Genomic DNA, 17,756 nt, shown 5'->3' on the forward strand with positions numbered 1-17,756 from the left:
ATGATCTTCATCCTCACCGGGGAGAAGCTCATGGACGCCGACGAGGACCTCGCCTTCGAGAGCCGTCGGCCCTACTCCGGCCTCGGGCGCAAACTGGACCGGCTCTCCTCGCTGATCGACAAGTCGATCCACGACATCGGCGAGTCCATGCCGGACGACCTCGCCTCGTCGTACGCCAAGGCGATGGGCATGCTCATCGACGACGGCGGCAAGAACTACCTGCGCGACTTCTCCGACCAGCTCGACAAGATCGCCGAGGGCCGCCGCAAGACCTCCATGGACATCATGGAGTCCAAGTGGCAGGTGATCGCGGAGATCATCCGGCTGCTCATCGAGATCGCCATCTACCTGGCGATGTCCTTCTTCACCGGCGGCGCGTCGGCCAGCCAGATCATGATGGCCAAGCTGCGCAGCCGTTTCTTCATCCTCACCACGCTCAGCCATCTGCTCCAGCGGCTGCACCTGGCACCCTCGCTGACCGAGGCGTTCGCCGAGGCGTTCACCACCTTCGCCGTGCGGCTGGCGATGATGAACTTCGCCCCGGACGGCCGCCGCCCGGATTCCATCGACTGGGGCGACATCGGCAAGGCCGCCGCGTTCGGCGCGGCGGCGGGGTTCTTCACCAGCGTCTTCGAGAAGTTCGCCAAGGACATCGTCAAGAGCTTCGACGGCAACTTCCTCAAGGGCGGCCCGGATCTCGACTTCAAGAACCCTCCGAACCTGCGGGACACGCCGAACGTCGACCTCAAGACCAACGGCCCCACCCCCAACCCCAAGCCGGACCCCGACCTTCCCGACCCGCCGAAGGACCGCCCCGACCCGGACCCGTACGGCAACACCCCCGGCCCCACCCCCTCGCCCGGCCCGGTGCCCGTCACCTTCCGGGACGGCCCGCTCTCTTTCCGCAACAACCCCGAGCTGTGGCGCAACAGCCAGATCCTGCGCCTCAACCTCGACCGGCCGGGCGCGCTGGCCGGGCACTACGCCCTCAAGGGGACGGCGGACTTCATCGCCGCCGGAGCGGGCGAGGTGGTCGCGGAGATCCTGATCAAGGGGGCGTTCGAGGGGGACTGGTCGTCCAGTTGGACCACCTTCTTCGGTGCGGGCATCAGCAGCCGGGTCGAGTCCTCCCTCATGGGTGCGGCGCTGAACAGCGGCGCCGAACTCCGCCACGCCATCGACAAGTTGCGCAACCAGCCGCCGCCGACCGTTTCCAGTGGCAACGGCAACGGCAACGGCAACGGCTCGGAGACGGGCGGCCCCGACCGGGCCGAGGGACCGTCGCGCACGGACAGCGCCGGCGGCCCCGGCCCCGGTCTCTCCTCGCCGCCGGTCGTCCAACAGACCGCAAGCGAGGGCGACTTCAGCGGCAGCCAGTCGCCGCCCCCCTACGTTTCGCAGGACGCGCCGCCGCCCTACGTCTCCGCCGATCCGCCGCCGTACACCCCGGGACCCCTGCCCGTGACGGCGGCCGAGAACGCGCTGTGGCAGCAGGTCCACCAGGGCCCCGCCGAGGTCCGGGAGCAGGCGCTGCGCGACCTCGCCGCGCTCCGCGGCTCCCAGGCGCCCGGCCCCGCCGAGATCGGCGTACGCGACGGGGTGCACGACCGGCTCTCGCAACTGCCCGAGGTACGGGTGGTGCCCGGCGGGAACAGCCCGGCCGGCCAGGTCGACACCGACGAGGTGCGCCGGGCCCTGGAGGGCTTCGGCACGCCGGTGACGGTGGACGCGCCGATCGTGGGGGAGGGGCCGGGGGCGTCGACCGGCAGCGGCACCGGAGGGTCCGGTGGCCCAGGCACCGTGGAATCACCGGGTACGGAGACCTCCTCCGGCCCCGCCGAGCAGCCCGCCCAGCGGAACCAGCCCGACCCGGACACCCGCACCACCGCCCCTCCCGAGGTCAACACCAGTGGTTCGTACGGCGATGCGCGCGCTCCCGGAGAGACCGGTGGCGGCCCCGGGACGCGCGGGGTCGAGGGCGGTACCCCGACCACCGCCGACGCACCCGGCACCGGTGCGCCCCCGCTGACCGTCGTCGTCTCCGAGGGCCCGCCGCCGGTCGCCGGATCGCCGGAGGCGGCCGAGCTGCTGGACGGCGCCGGGGTGGACCGGGCCGTGGTGCTGGGTCCGCCGACCGGCTCCGACGCGGCGGGGCAGCCGGTGCGGGAGGCGGTCGAGCTGACCCGCGAGGGCCCCGGTGCGCCGGTGGAGGTGCGCCCGCTCACCGGACCCGAGTCCGCCGCGACGCCCGACGGCGGGGTGAACACGGCGTTCCCGGGCGCGAACGTGCTGCTGCCGCTCGCCGACGCCCTGGGCGTGCCGCCCGTCATGGCGCCCGCACCGCCGCCCGCAGCCTCCACCGTCCCTCCCGCCACGTCGACCACTCCTCCCACCGCGACGGCCAACCCTCCCGCCGCGTCGACGGCCTCGCCCCCGCGTTCCGTCGCGCAGGGCGGCCCGACCGGCGACACCGGCCCCGCCGAGGCCCCGCCGGGCGAGCAGGCGCTGGCGGCGCCGGAGACGTCCGCCGACCCCGAGACCGGTCCGGTCGACCCCGTAACCGCGCCTCCCCGCACCGAGTCCGGGCGGTACGACACCGACCCGTCCCCCGTGAAGGTGGTCTCCGGCGAACCGGCCCCCGCCGCCGGCGACCTGCCGGGCCCGGACTCCACGCCGACGCCGTTCCCCACCGCCGGCTCCGCGCCCGCCCCGGACATCAAGCCGCCGCTCACCGCCACCGGCCCCATGCCTGCCCCGGACATCAAGCCGCCGCTCCCCACCACCGGCCCCATGCCCGCCCCGGACATCAAGCCGAAGGCCGTCCCGACCTCCTCGGTCCCCTCGACCACCCGCGCCGACGTCCCCGTCGCCGCCAAGCTGGCCGCAGACGCCCGCCCCTGGACCGAGACGGCCACCGACCTGCACCTGGAGTCACGGCGGGACAGCGTCATGGAAACGGACGACGCTCCGGTCGCCCCGATCACCACGAGCACCGCCGACGGCGACGGCGAGGGCGAGGGCGACGGAACCACGCCGCCCCCCACCGCCGGGCCCTCCGTCACCACGCTCGACCGGAAGACGGTGCCCTTCAGCGAGCTCCGGCGCCTCGTGCCGCAGACGGCGCTCACTCCGCAACCCGGCGTCGCCGTACGGACGGTGACCATCTCCCAGGGCCCGGCCGAGGACGGTACGGGGAGGAGCGCGGGCCGTGAGGCGCTGCTCGGCCTGGACACCTTCCGAGGGGTGCGGACCGCCTCGGCCGAGCCCCCGCCCCCAGGAACCTCCGAGGCCCCGCCCGCTCCCCGTACGGTCTTCACCGGCCCGCCGGCCGCGCTCCCGGGCTCGGGCACCGAGCGGGGCGCCGACTACTTCGTGGGCCACGGCACGCCCCGTACCGTCACCCTCGGGACGGACAACCCCGCGTACCCCACGGTCAAGGTCAGCGGTGTCCAGCTCGGCGAGGTGCTCAAGTCCTGGGCGCAGGACGGGGACCGGGACCGGCCGCTGGTGCTGTTCTCCTGCGAGACCGGGCAGCAGCCGAAGATCGCGGGCCTCCCGGTCGCCCAGCACGTGGCGAACCGGACCGGGCGCCCGGTGTACGCGCCGACCACCGAGGCGGGCACCGCCAAGGACCGGGACGGCAACGTCCGCGCGGTGCTCGGCGAGGGTCCGGACGGGCCGGGCCGGTGGCGGCTGTTCACCCCGGAGCCCGCCGGAACCGACCTGGACGACCTGGCCCGCGACGCCGGACTGCACACGGGTCCGGAACCGGCCGACGCCTTCGCCCGCGCCCGTACCCTCCAGCAGCTCCGCACCCTGCGCGAGGTACTCGGCCCGGACGCCGAACAGCACCCGGGCAACCGGGAGTTGCTGGCGGCGCTCGCCTATGTGGACGGTCTGCGCTGGCGCGATCCGGGCACCGCCGCCCGGTACGGCGAGGGCCGGATGACCCCGGACCTGCTGGACCGGATGGTCACCGACTGGCACACCGCCACCAACGGGACGAACGTCGACCCGGCCACCGGTCCCACCCCGGGGCAGTACACCGCGTTCCTGGAAGCCGCCGCCGCACTGCGGGCCGGCGCGACCCCCGCAACCACGCTCGACAGCCTGCTGCCGCCCCCGCCTCCCTCACTGCCGCCGGACACCTTGGTCTCGCAATCCGACGTGCTCGGTCTCTCCTACGCGCGCGCCGCGCAGATCGCCTGGTCGCTGTCGGACGCCCCGCTGCCGCTGTCCGACCTGGACCTCGGCCCCGACGACACCGCCGAGCTGGCCAGCCGCCTGCACCGCTCCGAGCCCGCAGGGCCGCCCGCCCCGACCGTCGGGCCGGACGCGCCCGTGTCCTCCCCGTCCGGCCGCCCGGAGAGCATCGCCGAGGACGTGCAGTTGTCCGGCAAGGACACCAGGACGCCGGGCCTCGCGGACACCGTCCACGCGGACGGGCAGGCCCTCCGCCGGCTGCACACCCGGGGAGACGGGGACTGCCTCTTCCGGTCGCTCCTCGACACCGCGCGCAGCCACCCCGTCCCGCCCCCCTGGGCCGCGCGGAACGTCGCCGGCCTCCGCAGCCTGCTCCGCGACCGGCTCACCGGCTCCGAACTGCTGGCCCCGGACGTCGAGGCCACCCCGGACCCGGTGCTCGCCGTCGTCGACGACCTGCGGATGACCGCCCTGGCCGGGGTACGGGACCCGGAGGCGCGGGAGCGGATCGGTCAGCGCTGGGACCGGATCGAGCAGACGGTCGTCAAGGACGGGGACGCACGCCGGTGGCGGCGCATCCTCCGGGACAGCGGCTACCCGCACCTCGCCGACGTGGCGCCCACCCCCGCCGACGCGCGGCGCCTCGGCACCGACGGGCTGATCGTCGCGGCGGCCGAGCTGCCGGCCCTGTGGTCCTCGCCCTTCGCCGACGCGCTCCCGCTCGCGCTGGCGCACACCCTCGACATCGAGCTGCGACTCGTCCGGCCCGACGCGTCGGGCCCGGCGGGCACCTCCGTCACCCCGCTCAACCCGGGCGGCCGCAGCGGCACCCTGCACCTCGCCTACAACGGCTCCGACCACTACGACGCCCTGGTCCCGGCCGCAGCCGTGCCCGCCCCGACCACCCCGGCTCCCACTCCGACCACCCCCACCCCGGCCACCGAGGCCCCCGCCGGTACCGACGCCTTCGGGGAGTGGCTGCGGAGCATGGGCGGGGCTCCCGACCTCTACGCTCCGGCCGAGGAGACCCCGGACCGCGGCGACCCCGTACCGCTGGAGACCCAGCTGGAGCGACACCGTCCGGCGCGGCTGCTGACCGGTGAGGACGCGCGGCCGCCGGGCCCCGCCCCGCGCACCGTCACCTTCGACGACGGCAGCCGGCTGCCCACCGTCCTGATCAGCCCGGACGCCGACCCGGACGACGGCTCCACCGGTCCGGGCGCCCGGACCGGCACACCCCCCGGGGCCGGGCTCCTCAACGGCCTGGGTGTCCTCACCCTGCGCTCGCCCGAACAGGTGGCCAAGGAGGTCTTCGACCAGCTTCCCAAGAAGCTCCGCGCCCAGTTCGACGAGGCCGAGCTGCTGCGCCTGCTGAAGGACCAGCCCGGCGCGTTCACCGCCCCGCGCGGCGCCCGCTTCGTGGGCCGGGAGAAGTCCGGAGTCGGCCACGAGATGGTCGTCGAGGCGATCCCGTACCACCGCTGGGAGCGTTTCGGCGAGGTCGGCGGCGCGACCGTCCGGCTGGACACCATGCGGCGCGGTCAGGCCGGTACGGGCGGCGGGCGCAGCGTCGGGGTCGGCCGCCGGGTCGCCGCCGCGCTGGGCATGGGCCCGCCGCTCACCTGGATGCTGAAGATCGGCGTCTCGCTCGGGTGGAGCCGCAGGACCGACCACACCCTGGGCACCCAGGCGTACCACCAGAGCGAGTACCGGGCCTGGGAGGGGTCCCACCTGCATCTGGACGACGTCCACTACCGGGTGCGCGTCGAGCGGGTCACCGAGGCCCCGAAGACCCCCGCGCCGACGCCCCCCGGGCCGGGTACCGCGCCCCCCGCCGCCCCCCGCTGGCAGCGCAGCCAGGTGCACTCCGCCGCCTTCGCCATGCGGGACGGGCTGAGCTGGCGGCTGCCGGACGACCTCACCGTGCCCTTCAAGGGGCCCAAGCGTGCCCCTGAGACGCTCACCTTCCCGGACGGGGCCGAACCCCGGATCACCGACACGACCGCGCTACACCTGACGGACCCGCCGGAGGACGTGGCGCTGGCCATCTCCGGTGCACGGCCGGGTAGTTCGGCCCACCGCACCCTGGTCTCCTACGTTCGCCCGGGACGGCTGCTCGGCCTCTTCGGGCGGTTCGCCGGACCCGTCAGCGGACCCGAGCTGACCCGGGGCAGCGGGCAGCACCCGCTGGGTCATCTGATCGTGGAGCGGTCGATCCCGCACCGGGCCACCCTGGTCACGGAGTCGGTCAAGGCGGAGGTCCGCGACCTCGCCCAGACCACCTACCAGAACCAGCGCGCCCACGTCCGTGACACCCGGTTCGGGGTCCAGGTCACCGCCGGGCCCAACTACACCCTCATCGGCCCCGAGACCGACGTACGCCTCCAGGGCGGCCCCCTGGTCCGCACCGACCTCAGCACCGGCAGGGGCCACTACCTCGGCTCCGACGCCGCCCGCAAGGTGACCGGCCGCGTCCGCAACCACCCGATGGCGCTGTACCGGGTGGAGCGCACCCTGATGGTGCGCAAGGCCGGCCGGCCCGCCTCCGCCGCGCAGCCGGTCCGGGTGGTCAGCCTCGACTGGTACTCCACCCAGGACGCCCGCCGCCTCGCGGGCTGGGACAGCCGTACGCCCGGAGCGGCCGGCCCGAACCCGGACGCCGAGCCGCCGGTGCCGTGGTACCTCACGCGGGAGAACCCGGTGCACCTGGGCGGCCAGGTCCGCGCCGAGGGCTTCGTACCGGACCGGCGGCCCCCCGCCCCGCCGCCCCCGGCCACGACGGCGGCCCCCGCCCCGGCCACCACGACGACGGCCCCCGCCCCGGCGACGGCCGCCACCCCTGCGCCCGCCCCGGCGCCCGCCCCCCAGGACCCCCTCAAGGCCTTCACCGACACGGTCCTGGACACCCTCACCCGCGCCTACCCGTCCCTCTTCGTCCCGCCGCTGATGCTGCGCCACCCCCACCTGGCCAAGCTCTGGTACGGGGACGGGCGCATGCGGACCGCCCTGCACAACGAGCGCCAGGTGCGGGAGGCGCTGAACCGGCCGAGCCTCGCGCAGAGCCTCGACGACCTGACCACCACCGGAGTGCCCGTCACCCTCACCGAGGACGGCAAGGTCCGCCGGGGCCACCACACGCTCATCCTGCGCGCCCGCCTCACCGACCGGCAGTTCGAGACCACCCTGAGCGAACGCTCGCTGCGCAATGCCGTGATCGGCACCGAGATCTCCGGCCAGGGACAGCAGGAGTCCGCCACCCTCTCCGCCGGTGTCGAGCTCGGCATCTCGCCGCGCGACCACGACAAGGACCCCGCAGCCGGACTGCCCCGCCAGGCGGGCAACGTCTCCCTGGGCGCCCGCTACGCGCAGACGCGCACCCGCGCCACCAAGAACACCGTCGCGGTCGCCCACGACCAGCTCACCTTCCAGAACGGAGCCGATCTCTACAGCTACCAGGTGGAGTTGGACGCCACCTTCGAGGGCCACCGCCGCCCGCGCGGCTGGACCCGGCTCGCCACGGTGGGGCTGCTCGGCGCGGGCGTCTTCGTCAGCAAGGTCACGGAGCGCCCACTGTTCACCCGGGGGACCGAGGCCGTGGGGCGGGTGGAGCTCGCCGTCCCCGCCGCCCACGGCTCCGACCGCCACGCCCCCGCCGACCCGCCGCCCACCGGCCCCGCACCGACGCCCGCGCCCACCCCCGCACCGCGTCCCCTCGCCGCCACCGAGGCGGACCAACTCCTGGACGGAACGCGGCCGTTGCCCCGGACTGCCGCGTCCGACCGGCAGCTCGTGAACAAGCTGCTCAGCGCCCCGCACGTGGTCCTCAGCACCGAGGGCGGCGAGCAGCGGCAGCGGCTCGTCCAGGACACCGCCGACCGCGCCACCGGCACCTCCTGGCACGTCAGCGCGCCCGGCACCCCGATCCGCACCGCCCTGCGCCGGGCCATGGCCAACCTCGGCATCGCCGGGCAACTCGGCCAGTACCTCGGCCCGTTCGGCTCCCGCATCACCGGACTCACCGGCGCGGGCCCCTTCTCGACGCACTACCTCAAGGCGGCGGTCCGGGGCGAACTCGACAACGTACGCGTCAAGAGCGACCCGAAGCCGGGCAGCCTCGAAGCCACGATCGGCAACGAGCACCGCGTCGCCGGAACCTCCGGCACCGGGACCCGGACCACCCTCGGACTCCAGGGCGGCGTCACGCCGTTGCAGCAGGCACCCGGCCAACAGCCCGTGGTGGGCGCGTACTCGACCGCCCTCCAGTACGCCTGGGGCAAGGGCCGCAGCATCTCCCAGACCCTCACCCGGGGCCGCAACACCACCCTCACCTACGCCGGCCGGATGTATCTGGTGGTCGCCGACGCCACCGAGACCGTGGCCGTACGGGACCGCTGGACGGCCGCGATGGGGGCGGTCGGCACCCGTGCCGGGGCCCAGATCAGCTCCGCCGCCGGGCGGATCTCCGACCGCCTCGGGCGCGGCCTCGCCCCGCGCCGGGCAGCCGCCGCCCTCCAGCGCATCCGCGACGCGGTGATGTTCCACCTGCCGATGCAGGACGCGATCGAGGCCGGGCTCGCCCCCGACGGCCTGGGGACCACCACACCGGCCAACCTCGGCGGCGGCTACAAGCTGCCCCCCTTCCTCCGCCGCCGTCACTTCCCCTCCCACCCCAGCGGCCAGCTCGACGCGAGCCGGGCCGCGCAGCGACTGATGGGGCAACTGGAGCGGATCGGGGTGCCTTCGCACGACCGGGAACAGGTGCTCCAGCGCCTCTCCCCGGACTTCCTCCGCTCCCATGTGCACGAGCTGACCACCGACGGTATGGCCCTGCCGGTCCGCTACCGCACCTGGACGAGCCCGCACCACCTGCCGGTCGGCGGCAGCCCCGGACAGCTGAAGCTGACCCTGACGCCGGTCACCACCACCGTGGAGCGGCTGCGCACCGGCTACGAGCTGGAGGACTACCGCACCACCGCCCGCGACGACGTCCAGGGCCGGTCCCAGGACCGCGGCGCCGATGTGACGCTCAGCGCGAGCGAACGCGCCGCCGGCAGCGGGGTGCTGGTCGCCAACCCGGCGCTCCAGGGCACCGCTGCCAAGCAGCGGTCGAGCAATGTGACCGAGGCGGTCGGCAGCACCGCGATGCCCAACATCGCCACGACCCAGGCGCACGCCGAGATCGTGACCACGTACACCCTGACCGCCACCCTGGTGGACGCCTCCGGGAAGCCGCTCGGCCCCACCGCCACCGCCCCCGTCGGCTCCCTCAACGAGATCCTCCCGGCCAGCCTGCTCACCCCGGACGGTGCGGGTGCGGACGGCGCGCTCACCGAGCAGGATGTACGAGAACCCGACCGCGCCGTAAGGGTTTTGACGGCTGATCAGGCGCGCCCGGAAGGCATCGCCCGGTGGCGGACCACGGACGGGGAGAGCGGCGAGGCCGACCCGGACATCCTGCCCTTCGACGAGGTGATCGGCTCCGGCATCCTCGCCGTCGACATCCTCGGCTCGGCCAACGTGCAGGACGCCCTCACCCTCGCCACCGCCCGCGCCGACGGCTTCCCCGGTGACACGGACCTCGGCAAGCGGCATACGGGCACCTCGCTCACCGAACGCGTACGGATGGCCCGCCACACCCCGCTCACCGCCCTCGGCACCGCCCCGGCCCAGGCCCAGCAGGAGGCCACCTCCCAGGTCGGTCTGACCGCGGGCTTCCGCGAGGCGCTCGGACCCGACGGCTCGCCGCTGCCCACCCAGTCCTCCGCCCGCCTCCTCGGCCAGTCCCACACCGCCGACTCCCGCCTCTACGCCAAGATGCACCGCACCGGCGCCCGGCTGCTCGCCGTGGAGAACAAGCCCCGTATGGAGGCCATGCAGCGCCGCAAGACCGGTGACGCGCTGGAGGCCGGGATCACCGACAACGTCGAGGGCGCGGTCAGCACCTCGCCGCTGGCGGGCAACAGTAACGCGGGCGTGACCAACCCCGGCGCCACGGTCCCGATCGGCGGTACCAACGACTCCACCGCCCTGCGGAGCGCCACCGACACCACGCTCGGCACCCACATCAAGGTCGTCACCGACCGCAGCATGCTCTTCGCGGTCCCCGTGAGCTGGCTGTCGGTGGCCGAGGTGAACCACCGGGTCACCGACAGCCGCCCGATGCAGGCCCTCGGCAAGCCCCGGCGGGGCCCGCGCGCCGTCGAGGCCGAGACCACCGCCCTGGTCTGGCTCCGCGAGGACATCGCCCGCGACTACGGCCTGCTGGACGACACCACCTTCCCCGACGAGGCCCGCACGGCCTGGGACGACCAGGCCAAGGCGGCGGCCGACCTCGCCACCGCCGAGAAGAACTACTACGACGCCCGCGCCAAGACCCGGGAGACCTGGCTCGACCTGAGCCCCGAGGAGCAGACCGCGCTCGGTGACGGCGCCGGGGCCACGACGCCGTCCCCGGCAGTAGCCGCCTCCCCGGCCGTCACCGCCTGGCAGACGGCCCGCGACGAGGTACGCCGGTGGCAGCAGCGCCTGGACGCCGCCGCGAGGGACCACCACCGCCTCCACCTGGCCGCCGCCCGCCTCACCGCCCACCACCAGGGTTCGGGCTCCGTACCGGTGAAGGACGTGCCGCAGGAGTACACCGCGCCCGACTGGCGCTCCGAGGCGCCGGAACCGTACAAGGTGACCGACGCCACCGACTCCCGCCCGCGCACCCTCACCTCGCCGGACGGGCGCACGGTGCACGAGGTCCACGAAGTGCCGCACGACGGGGCCTCGTTCTTCCACGCGCTGCTCGCGACGGCCCAGGACCAGGGCAAGCTGCCCTTCCTGCTGGACGCGGACCTCGCCGACCGGTTCGCGGCGGCCCCCGGTGACCCGGCGGTCACCGCCGAGGCCGTCGGCGCCGTGCGCGACCGGCTCGCCTGGGCGCTGGGCGACAACGGCAACGAGGATCTGCTCGACGGCCTGGCCCTGGATGCGGCGGACACCTTCACGCAGGTCGAACTGGACTACGCCGAGATCGATCTGACGGCTGCTCAGCAGGCGGAGTTCGACGCGTTCGGCCGGCTCCCGCAGACCGTCTGGCCGAGCCCGGAGCAGCGGGTGGCGCTGGCCACGGCGGCCCTGTACCGCCCCTTCACGGCCGAGCCCGCGGCGGCCGACCCGGACGGCGGAGACCCGGCGCCGCCCGAGCGCCGGGCGGGCGACCACGGCGGCGCCGACGTGCTGCCCGCACTCGCGGCCCGGATCCTGGGCACCCCGGTGACGGTGGTGACGGGGGAGGGGCGGCCGCAGACGTTCCTGCCGCGCGGCGCCGACCCGGCGACGGCCGACCCGGCTTCGGGCCCGGTGCTCTTCGCGGCGGACGGCTTCTTCTCCGCCGCACTGACGCCCGGCACGGTGCCGCCCCCGACCATCGCGTTGCCGACCCCGCCGGCCACGAGTACGCCTTCGGGCCGTACGGAGACCGTCCCCAAGCCGCCCGTCCACCGCAGCCACCCCACCCCGCCCTGGCTGCCGCCCGCCGACACCACCGGCCCGCGCTACCGCCTGGACCGCGACGGCCTCCTCACCGCGCCCGACGGCGCCACCTACACCCAGGGCGCTCCGGCGGGCCGGGGCAACGGCTTCTTCGGCGCACTCTCCACCGCCCTGCGCCAGGCCGCCGAGCAGCCCGGCCCCGACCCACGGGCGGCGGCCCGGCTCCGGACCCGCGCCGGAGCCTCGCCCGCCCAACTGATGCGGCTGAACGGCCTCCCCGGCGAACGGGCGGAACGCGACACGCTGTTCTCGCCCCCGCCGCCCGACGACCGCAAGGGCACCCCTGCCCTGAGCCAGGACGCCCTCGACGGCCGACTGCGCCGTCACCTGGCCAACGCCCCCTGGGGCCCGGACGCCGACCGCGCGGTGGCCGAGTGGGCCGCAAAGGCGACCGGGGCCACGGTCATCCTGATCGAGGAGAACGGCACCGCCCACACCTACGCGGGCCCCTCCACCCACGCGCCGGTCCTCCGACTCCGGCGCAGGGGAGGGGACTTCGTACCGCTGCTTCTCCGGAGCCCGGCGCCGGCCCCGGCGCCCGCACCGAAGACCCCGGCCCCGGAGACGGCCGTCACCGGCGAGGGCCCCGGGCTGCCGGGCGAGGAAGAGGCGTACGAACTGAGCACGCTGTCCGGCGCGGAGCCGCAGCCGCAGCCCCACGACGACACCGACACCGACAGTGACGGGGACTCCGACTCCGAGGGGGAGGACACGCCGATCTGGGCCGACCCCGAGTGGCTGACGGCCGTGTTCGGCCCGCAGTGGAGCCGGGCCCCCCGCGCCCGGCTCCAGGAGACCTCCGAAGCCCTCTACGAGCTGGTCGAGGAGGCGGCCGGCGGCCGCACCACCCGCGACGGCCTGGCCGACCTCGTCCGGCATGTCCTGCACCTGCCGACCCGGGCCCGGGTGAGCAACCAGGACGTCCTGGACCTGGGAGCGCTGGCGCTGGAGGCCTCCTCGGACGACCTGGCGACCGCCGAGGACCTCGCCGTCTACTTCGTCGACCGGCAGATCGAGACCCGGCGGGACGCCCTCGCCGAGGAGACCCTGCTGCGCACGGCGGACCGGACCCCGGCGGGACGGGACTTCACCGGGTCGGGCCGGGGTCTCCCGACTCCGGACACCTACTTCGCCGAGCGGTCCGGGCACGCGGCCGAGCAGGGCGCGGCCTGGCGGAACCCGTATCTGTTCGTGGCCGGGGCGGCGGAGGGCGGCGGCGTCGAGATCGTCACGCCGTGGCGCACCTTCGTGGTCCGCGACGCCGAGGAGATGGCCCGGATCATCTCGTACGACTCCCGGCGGCCGGCCGGCGCGGACATCGTCCTCGCCCTGCCCCCGGCGTTCGCGGCACAGGTCGCCGACCTGGTCGCCGGTACGACGGCCCGCCCGGTCTGGTATCCGCTGGGCCCGGCCGAGGTAGCGACCCACCCCACCACCGGAGCCGCCCATCTCGTGGTGCACCGGAGGGCTGGGGAGGCCGGGCCGGACTGGACCACGCCCCCGCCACCGCCCGAGCCCGGCCTGCCCGGCGCCCGCGACCACAGCGGCGACACCGACAGCGACGACGGCCGTGGCAGCGAGGCCGGGAGCGACAGCGGCTCCGGCTCCACCAGCGACGGCGACGCGGAGTTCGACCGGCTCGCCGACCAGGCCCAGCACGAGCACCGGATCGACGCCCTGCGCCCCCGCCCCCTGGTCACCCGCGACTACCAGGTCCTCGACGACAGCGGTACCGGAGTGCTGTTCACCGAGGCCGGGCCCCGGACCGTCGGCGAAGTCCGTACGGAGGAGGGGGCCGAAGGACCCGCGCTGGTCCTGCCCCAGCAGATTCCGGGGACCCTCCCCGCCGCCGACCGGCCGCCGCTGCACATCTCCGCCGACCGGACGGTCGCGCTGCTCTCGGCCGGGGACGACACCACCGGCCGGGGCCGCCAGGTGTACGCCACCCGCGCGGCGATCGAGCGCTCCTCGGCCCGACTGGCCGCCGCCGGAGCCGGGGTACGGCTGCAGGCCGACCCTTCGGTACGTGTGGTTCTCGACCAGGAGGACGGCAGGCCCGGCGAACCGCTCTTCCGGGTGGAGCCCGAGTTCCTCACCGCCTCCGGGGCCTCCGAGCACGCCTTCACCCGCGACTTCGCCCGGATGGTCGCCGGAACGGACGCCGCGCCGCTCTCCCATCTCGCCTTCCGGGGGCCCGACGGCACAGTGGCCACGGCCCCGGTCAACGGGCTGCACGGCCGGGAGGTCACCGGCACCCACCACCTGGCCCAGGCGCTGACGGAGGTGGCCGACGGCACCCGCCCGCCCACCGCCGTCACCCCCGCCTGGGCCGTCCGGCAGGCGGGCCGGGACCCGCGCTTCACCGGCGGGGTCGTCGGCGCGCCCACCCCGGGCGAGGCGTACGGCCAGGCCCTCAGCCACACCCAGGACAACGCGCTGCGCGGGCCGCTGACCCGGGCCGCCGCGCGGGCCGGGGTCAACGAGTTCGCCTGGGCGGAGGTCGGTGAGGGCTATCTGATCCAGTCGGTCTCCACCACCAACGACGGCGGCGCCCAGCTCTTCACCCACAACCACGCCAAGCCCGGCGACCCGGTCGGCCCGCACGCCCCGTACCACTTCGCGCAGGTGGTGCTGGCCAGCGAGGACGGCACCCACCAGATCACCCTGGAGAACGAGACCCACTCCCGCGCGGAGATCCCGACGGACCAGCTCGACGCCGTCGTGGACGACAACCTCGACCGCTACGACGAGGACCGACTCACCCTCCTGGCACAGGAGACGGACGAGCGGGCCGAGTCGGCCCGGCGCGACGGAGCGGGCCCGGCGGAGATCGCCCGGCTGGAAGGGTTCGCGCGCGCCGCCCGGGCCCTGGCCGCCGTCCACGAAGCCGAGCACGTCCGGTGGCACTTCACCGAGGACCGCCCCGAGCACGCCCTGGCCCAGAGGGAGGTGGACCAGGCCCGAGCCCGCGCCCGGGACGCCGTACGGTCGGCCGCACCGGTCCCGCACGACAAGGACCAGTGGTACTTCCGGGCTTACAGCAAGCGCCCCGGAGAGTCGGCCCACGCCGTCAACGCGGCGCTCCTCACGGACCGTTCACCCGCCGTGTCCAACCCGCTCACCACCGTCGCCCTGCACGGCCACGCACTGCGCCCGGACCGGCGGACCGTACGCTTCGCCGAGCAGCAGCACACCCTGGCGCCCGACGCGGACGAGAACCTGGACGCCCTGGCCCTGTACCTCGCCCGCACCGGCCTGTGGAACAGCGCCAACGGCCTGCCCCTGCCCACGGTCACCGTCACCGGACACGGCAACCGCTCCCGGGCCAGTGGCGAGAAGCGCGCGGCGGCGGTCGGCAAGGCCCTCGGTGACCGGCTGGCCCGGCTGCTGAGGACGTTCCAGGAGGGCGCCCCCGGGCCGCACGTCCGGCTCTCCGACTTCACGCTCACCCTGGACGCCCAGCGGGTCCGCCGCGCCACCGACCCGGACCGGGGACGGGTGGTGACCGTCGGCATCGACGACCACCGGCAGACACCCCCTCCCGAGTCCGGCCGCCCTGCCTCCGGCCGCCCTGCTTCCGGCCGTCCCGCACCCGTCGGCGAGCCGCTCCGCACCGAGCCCCCCGCCCTGCCGCGCCCGACCGGCGGGCCCACCCCGGAGGCGTCGCCGCTCGCCGGAACGGACCCGGCCACCACCGGGTCGCGCACCTCCTCCACCGACCGTGACCCGTCCCGTCCCGGCCGCCGGTCCGCGACGCCCAGCCCCGACCGGGGCGCACCGGTACCCGCGTGGGTCCGGGCCCGCATCCGGTACGCCGAGGAGTCCGTCGCCTTCGAACGCCGCCTGGCCGAACACCTCGCCGAGAACGAGGCGGTGACCGAGGAGTTCCGGAAGATGGCGCGCGCCGCGTGGGACCGGGTGCGGCAGCAGTACCCTCCGCGCGTCCTCGCCACCTTCGGCAGCGACAACCCGAGCATGCCCGGAACGGTCGGAACCAGCAGGCCCGCCCTCCAGCAGGTGCTGCGGACCGGCAACCTGAGGGAGCTGGTGACCTTCCTGTTCCAGGGCATCTCCAGCGACCTGGTGCCGGAGACGCTGGGGGGCAGGGAGGACCCGAACCCGGAGATCGAGCAGGAGCGGCCCAGCCGTCGCCAGGCGGAAGGCCGTGCCGAACTGGAGCGGCTGGCAGCACAGTTGAACCTGGACGACACCCTCTCCGCAGCGCAGAAGCAGGCCGCGCTCGCCCGGGCCACCCGGGAGCACACGGTCCAGACCGACCCCGACGACGTACGCCCGCCGCTGAGCCGGGCCGAGCGCCCCTTCGCGGTGAACGAACTCGGGCTCACCTGGATGCCGGCGTCCTCCGTGTACGACCTCGCGATGAGCTCCGGCCTCCAGGAGACGTCCGAGGACTCGGGCGGCCTGGTCCTGACCGGCACAGCGGGGTCGACCTACCGCTTCCTCGTGCACGCCGCCCGGATGCGGGACCAGTGGGGCCTCGACCTCGACCTCGGGCTGATCCGGGCCGGGATGATCGCCATGTCGCTGTCGGCCGGCCACCACTCCTTCCACGAGGTGATGCGCGGCGCCCAGTTGGCACTGGACACCCTCCCCGGCCACGATCCGGCCCTGGACTACCAGGACAACTGGGGCCGTTACTGGAACATCCACCCGCTCACCGAGCAGGAGCTGCGCGAACACGTCGCCCGCGAGGGCCGCTTCCCCGACGAGCACGCCCAGGACGTGCTGGACGCCGGGGACCCTGCCCCGTCCTCCGCCCCGGCCCCGCAGCCCGACTCAGCCCCGTCCGGGCCGCTCACGGAGCTGGCGGAACGGCTCCCGGACCTGCCGGCGGCCGACCGTGCGGAGCGGCTCGCGCTGCTGTCGGCGGCCGAACGCGAGCAGTTGGCCGCCCGGCCCGGCCTGGCGGCGGCGCTGCGCTCTAAGCTGAGCGACCGCGACTTCGCCGAAACCGTGGCCCACCTGCTCGTCACGGTGGCACCCGGGGCCGACCAGCCGGTATCCGCCGGACGTGAGGCGCGGGCGCGGATCGCGGCCATGCTGCGCGATCCCGCCGTGGCGGCCCGGCTGCTGGAACGGGGTGCCAGGGTCCTGGTGGTCCCGAGGAACGAGGCCCTGACCACGCTCGGCCCGTTCCGCGACCTCGCGGGCCGGGAACTCTCCACGACGGACCGGCGCACCTGGGACACCGCGCGGGGCCTCGGCCGGCTGAACACCGGCATCACCGAGGAGAACCTGCTCGGAGAGACCACCGGCGTACCCGGTGCGCTGGGCTACGCCGACGGATACTCCACCACCACCCACGAGTTCGCGCACGCCATCCACCGGTACGGGCTGAGCGACGCCGACCGGCGGACCATCGCGGCCGCCTACCGAGGCAAGCTCCACCCGCCCGCCGGCCAGGACCCGGCCGACGTGGACTGGCCGGACGGCCCCCGCCGGAGCGCGAAGGACGGACAGCCCGCCGACAACTACGCCTCCACGGACGAGTTCGAGTACTTCGCCCAGGCCGTCAACGCCTACCTGGGCACGAACACCGGCCACGACCCGTTGACCGGTCGGCCCCGGAACAACGGCCCGTCCTGGGTGCGGGAGAACGAACCCGCTCTGCTGCCCCTGCTGGAACGGCTGTTCGGGACCACGCCGGAACAGGACGGCCCCGGCCCGGCCAACCCGGTCCGGGCGGTCCGCGCCGAGAACGAGATGTACGAGGGCTTCCGCGCCGTGTGGGACCGGGCGGAGGGCGTCCACCGGGCGCAGCCGCACCCGACGGTGTCCGCTCCCTCCCCGGTGCACCACCCCGCCCCGACCACGGATGACAACGCTGAAGCCCCGCTGCCCCCGCCGCCGGGCGACCCCCGCGGTGGCTGGGCCGAGTTCCCCGCCGACCTGACAGCCGAGCTGGACCGGCTCCTCGCCGGCAACCCCGAGGCCCAGGCGCTGTCCCAGTTCCGGTTCACGGAGGAGAGCGACAGCGACGACGACAGCGTCGA

Annotated in this window: 1 protein-coding gene (cut by a window edge); it reads left to right on the forward strand. The window is 75.1% G+C overall.

All coding sequences use genetic code 11. The annotated features are described in order from the left end of the window. Positions 1 to 17,756: the 5' portion of a lonely Cys domain-containing protein gene (locus tag ACFWRT_RS16340; protein WP_380949918.1), read on the forward strand. 11,158 nt of this gene lie beyond the right edge of the window; the window shows 17,756 of its 28,914 coding nt (coding positions 1-17,756); the start codon lies at positions 1 to 3; its stop codon lies beyond the right edge, outside the window.

Source organism: Streptomyces cyaneofuscatus (assembly GCF_042718795.1).
Classification (GTDB): Bacteria; Actinomycetota; Actinomycetes; order Streptomycetales; family Streptomycetaceae; genus Streptomyces; species Streptomyces cyaneofuscatus_A.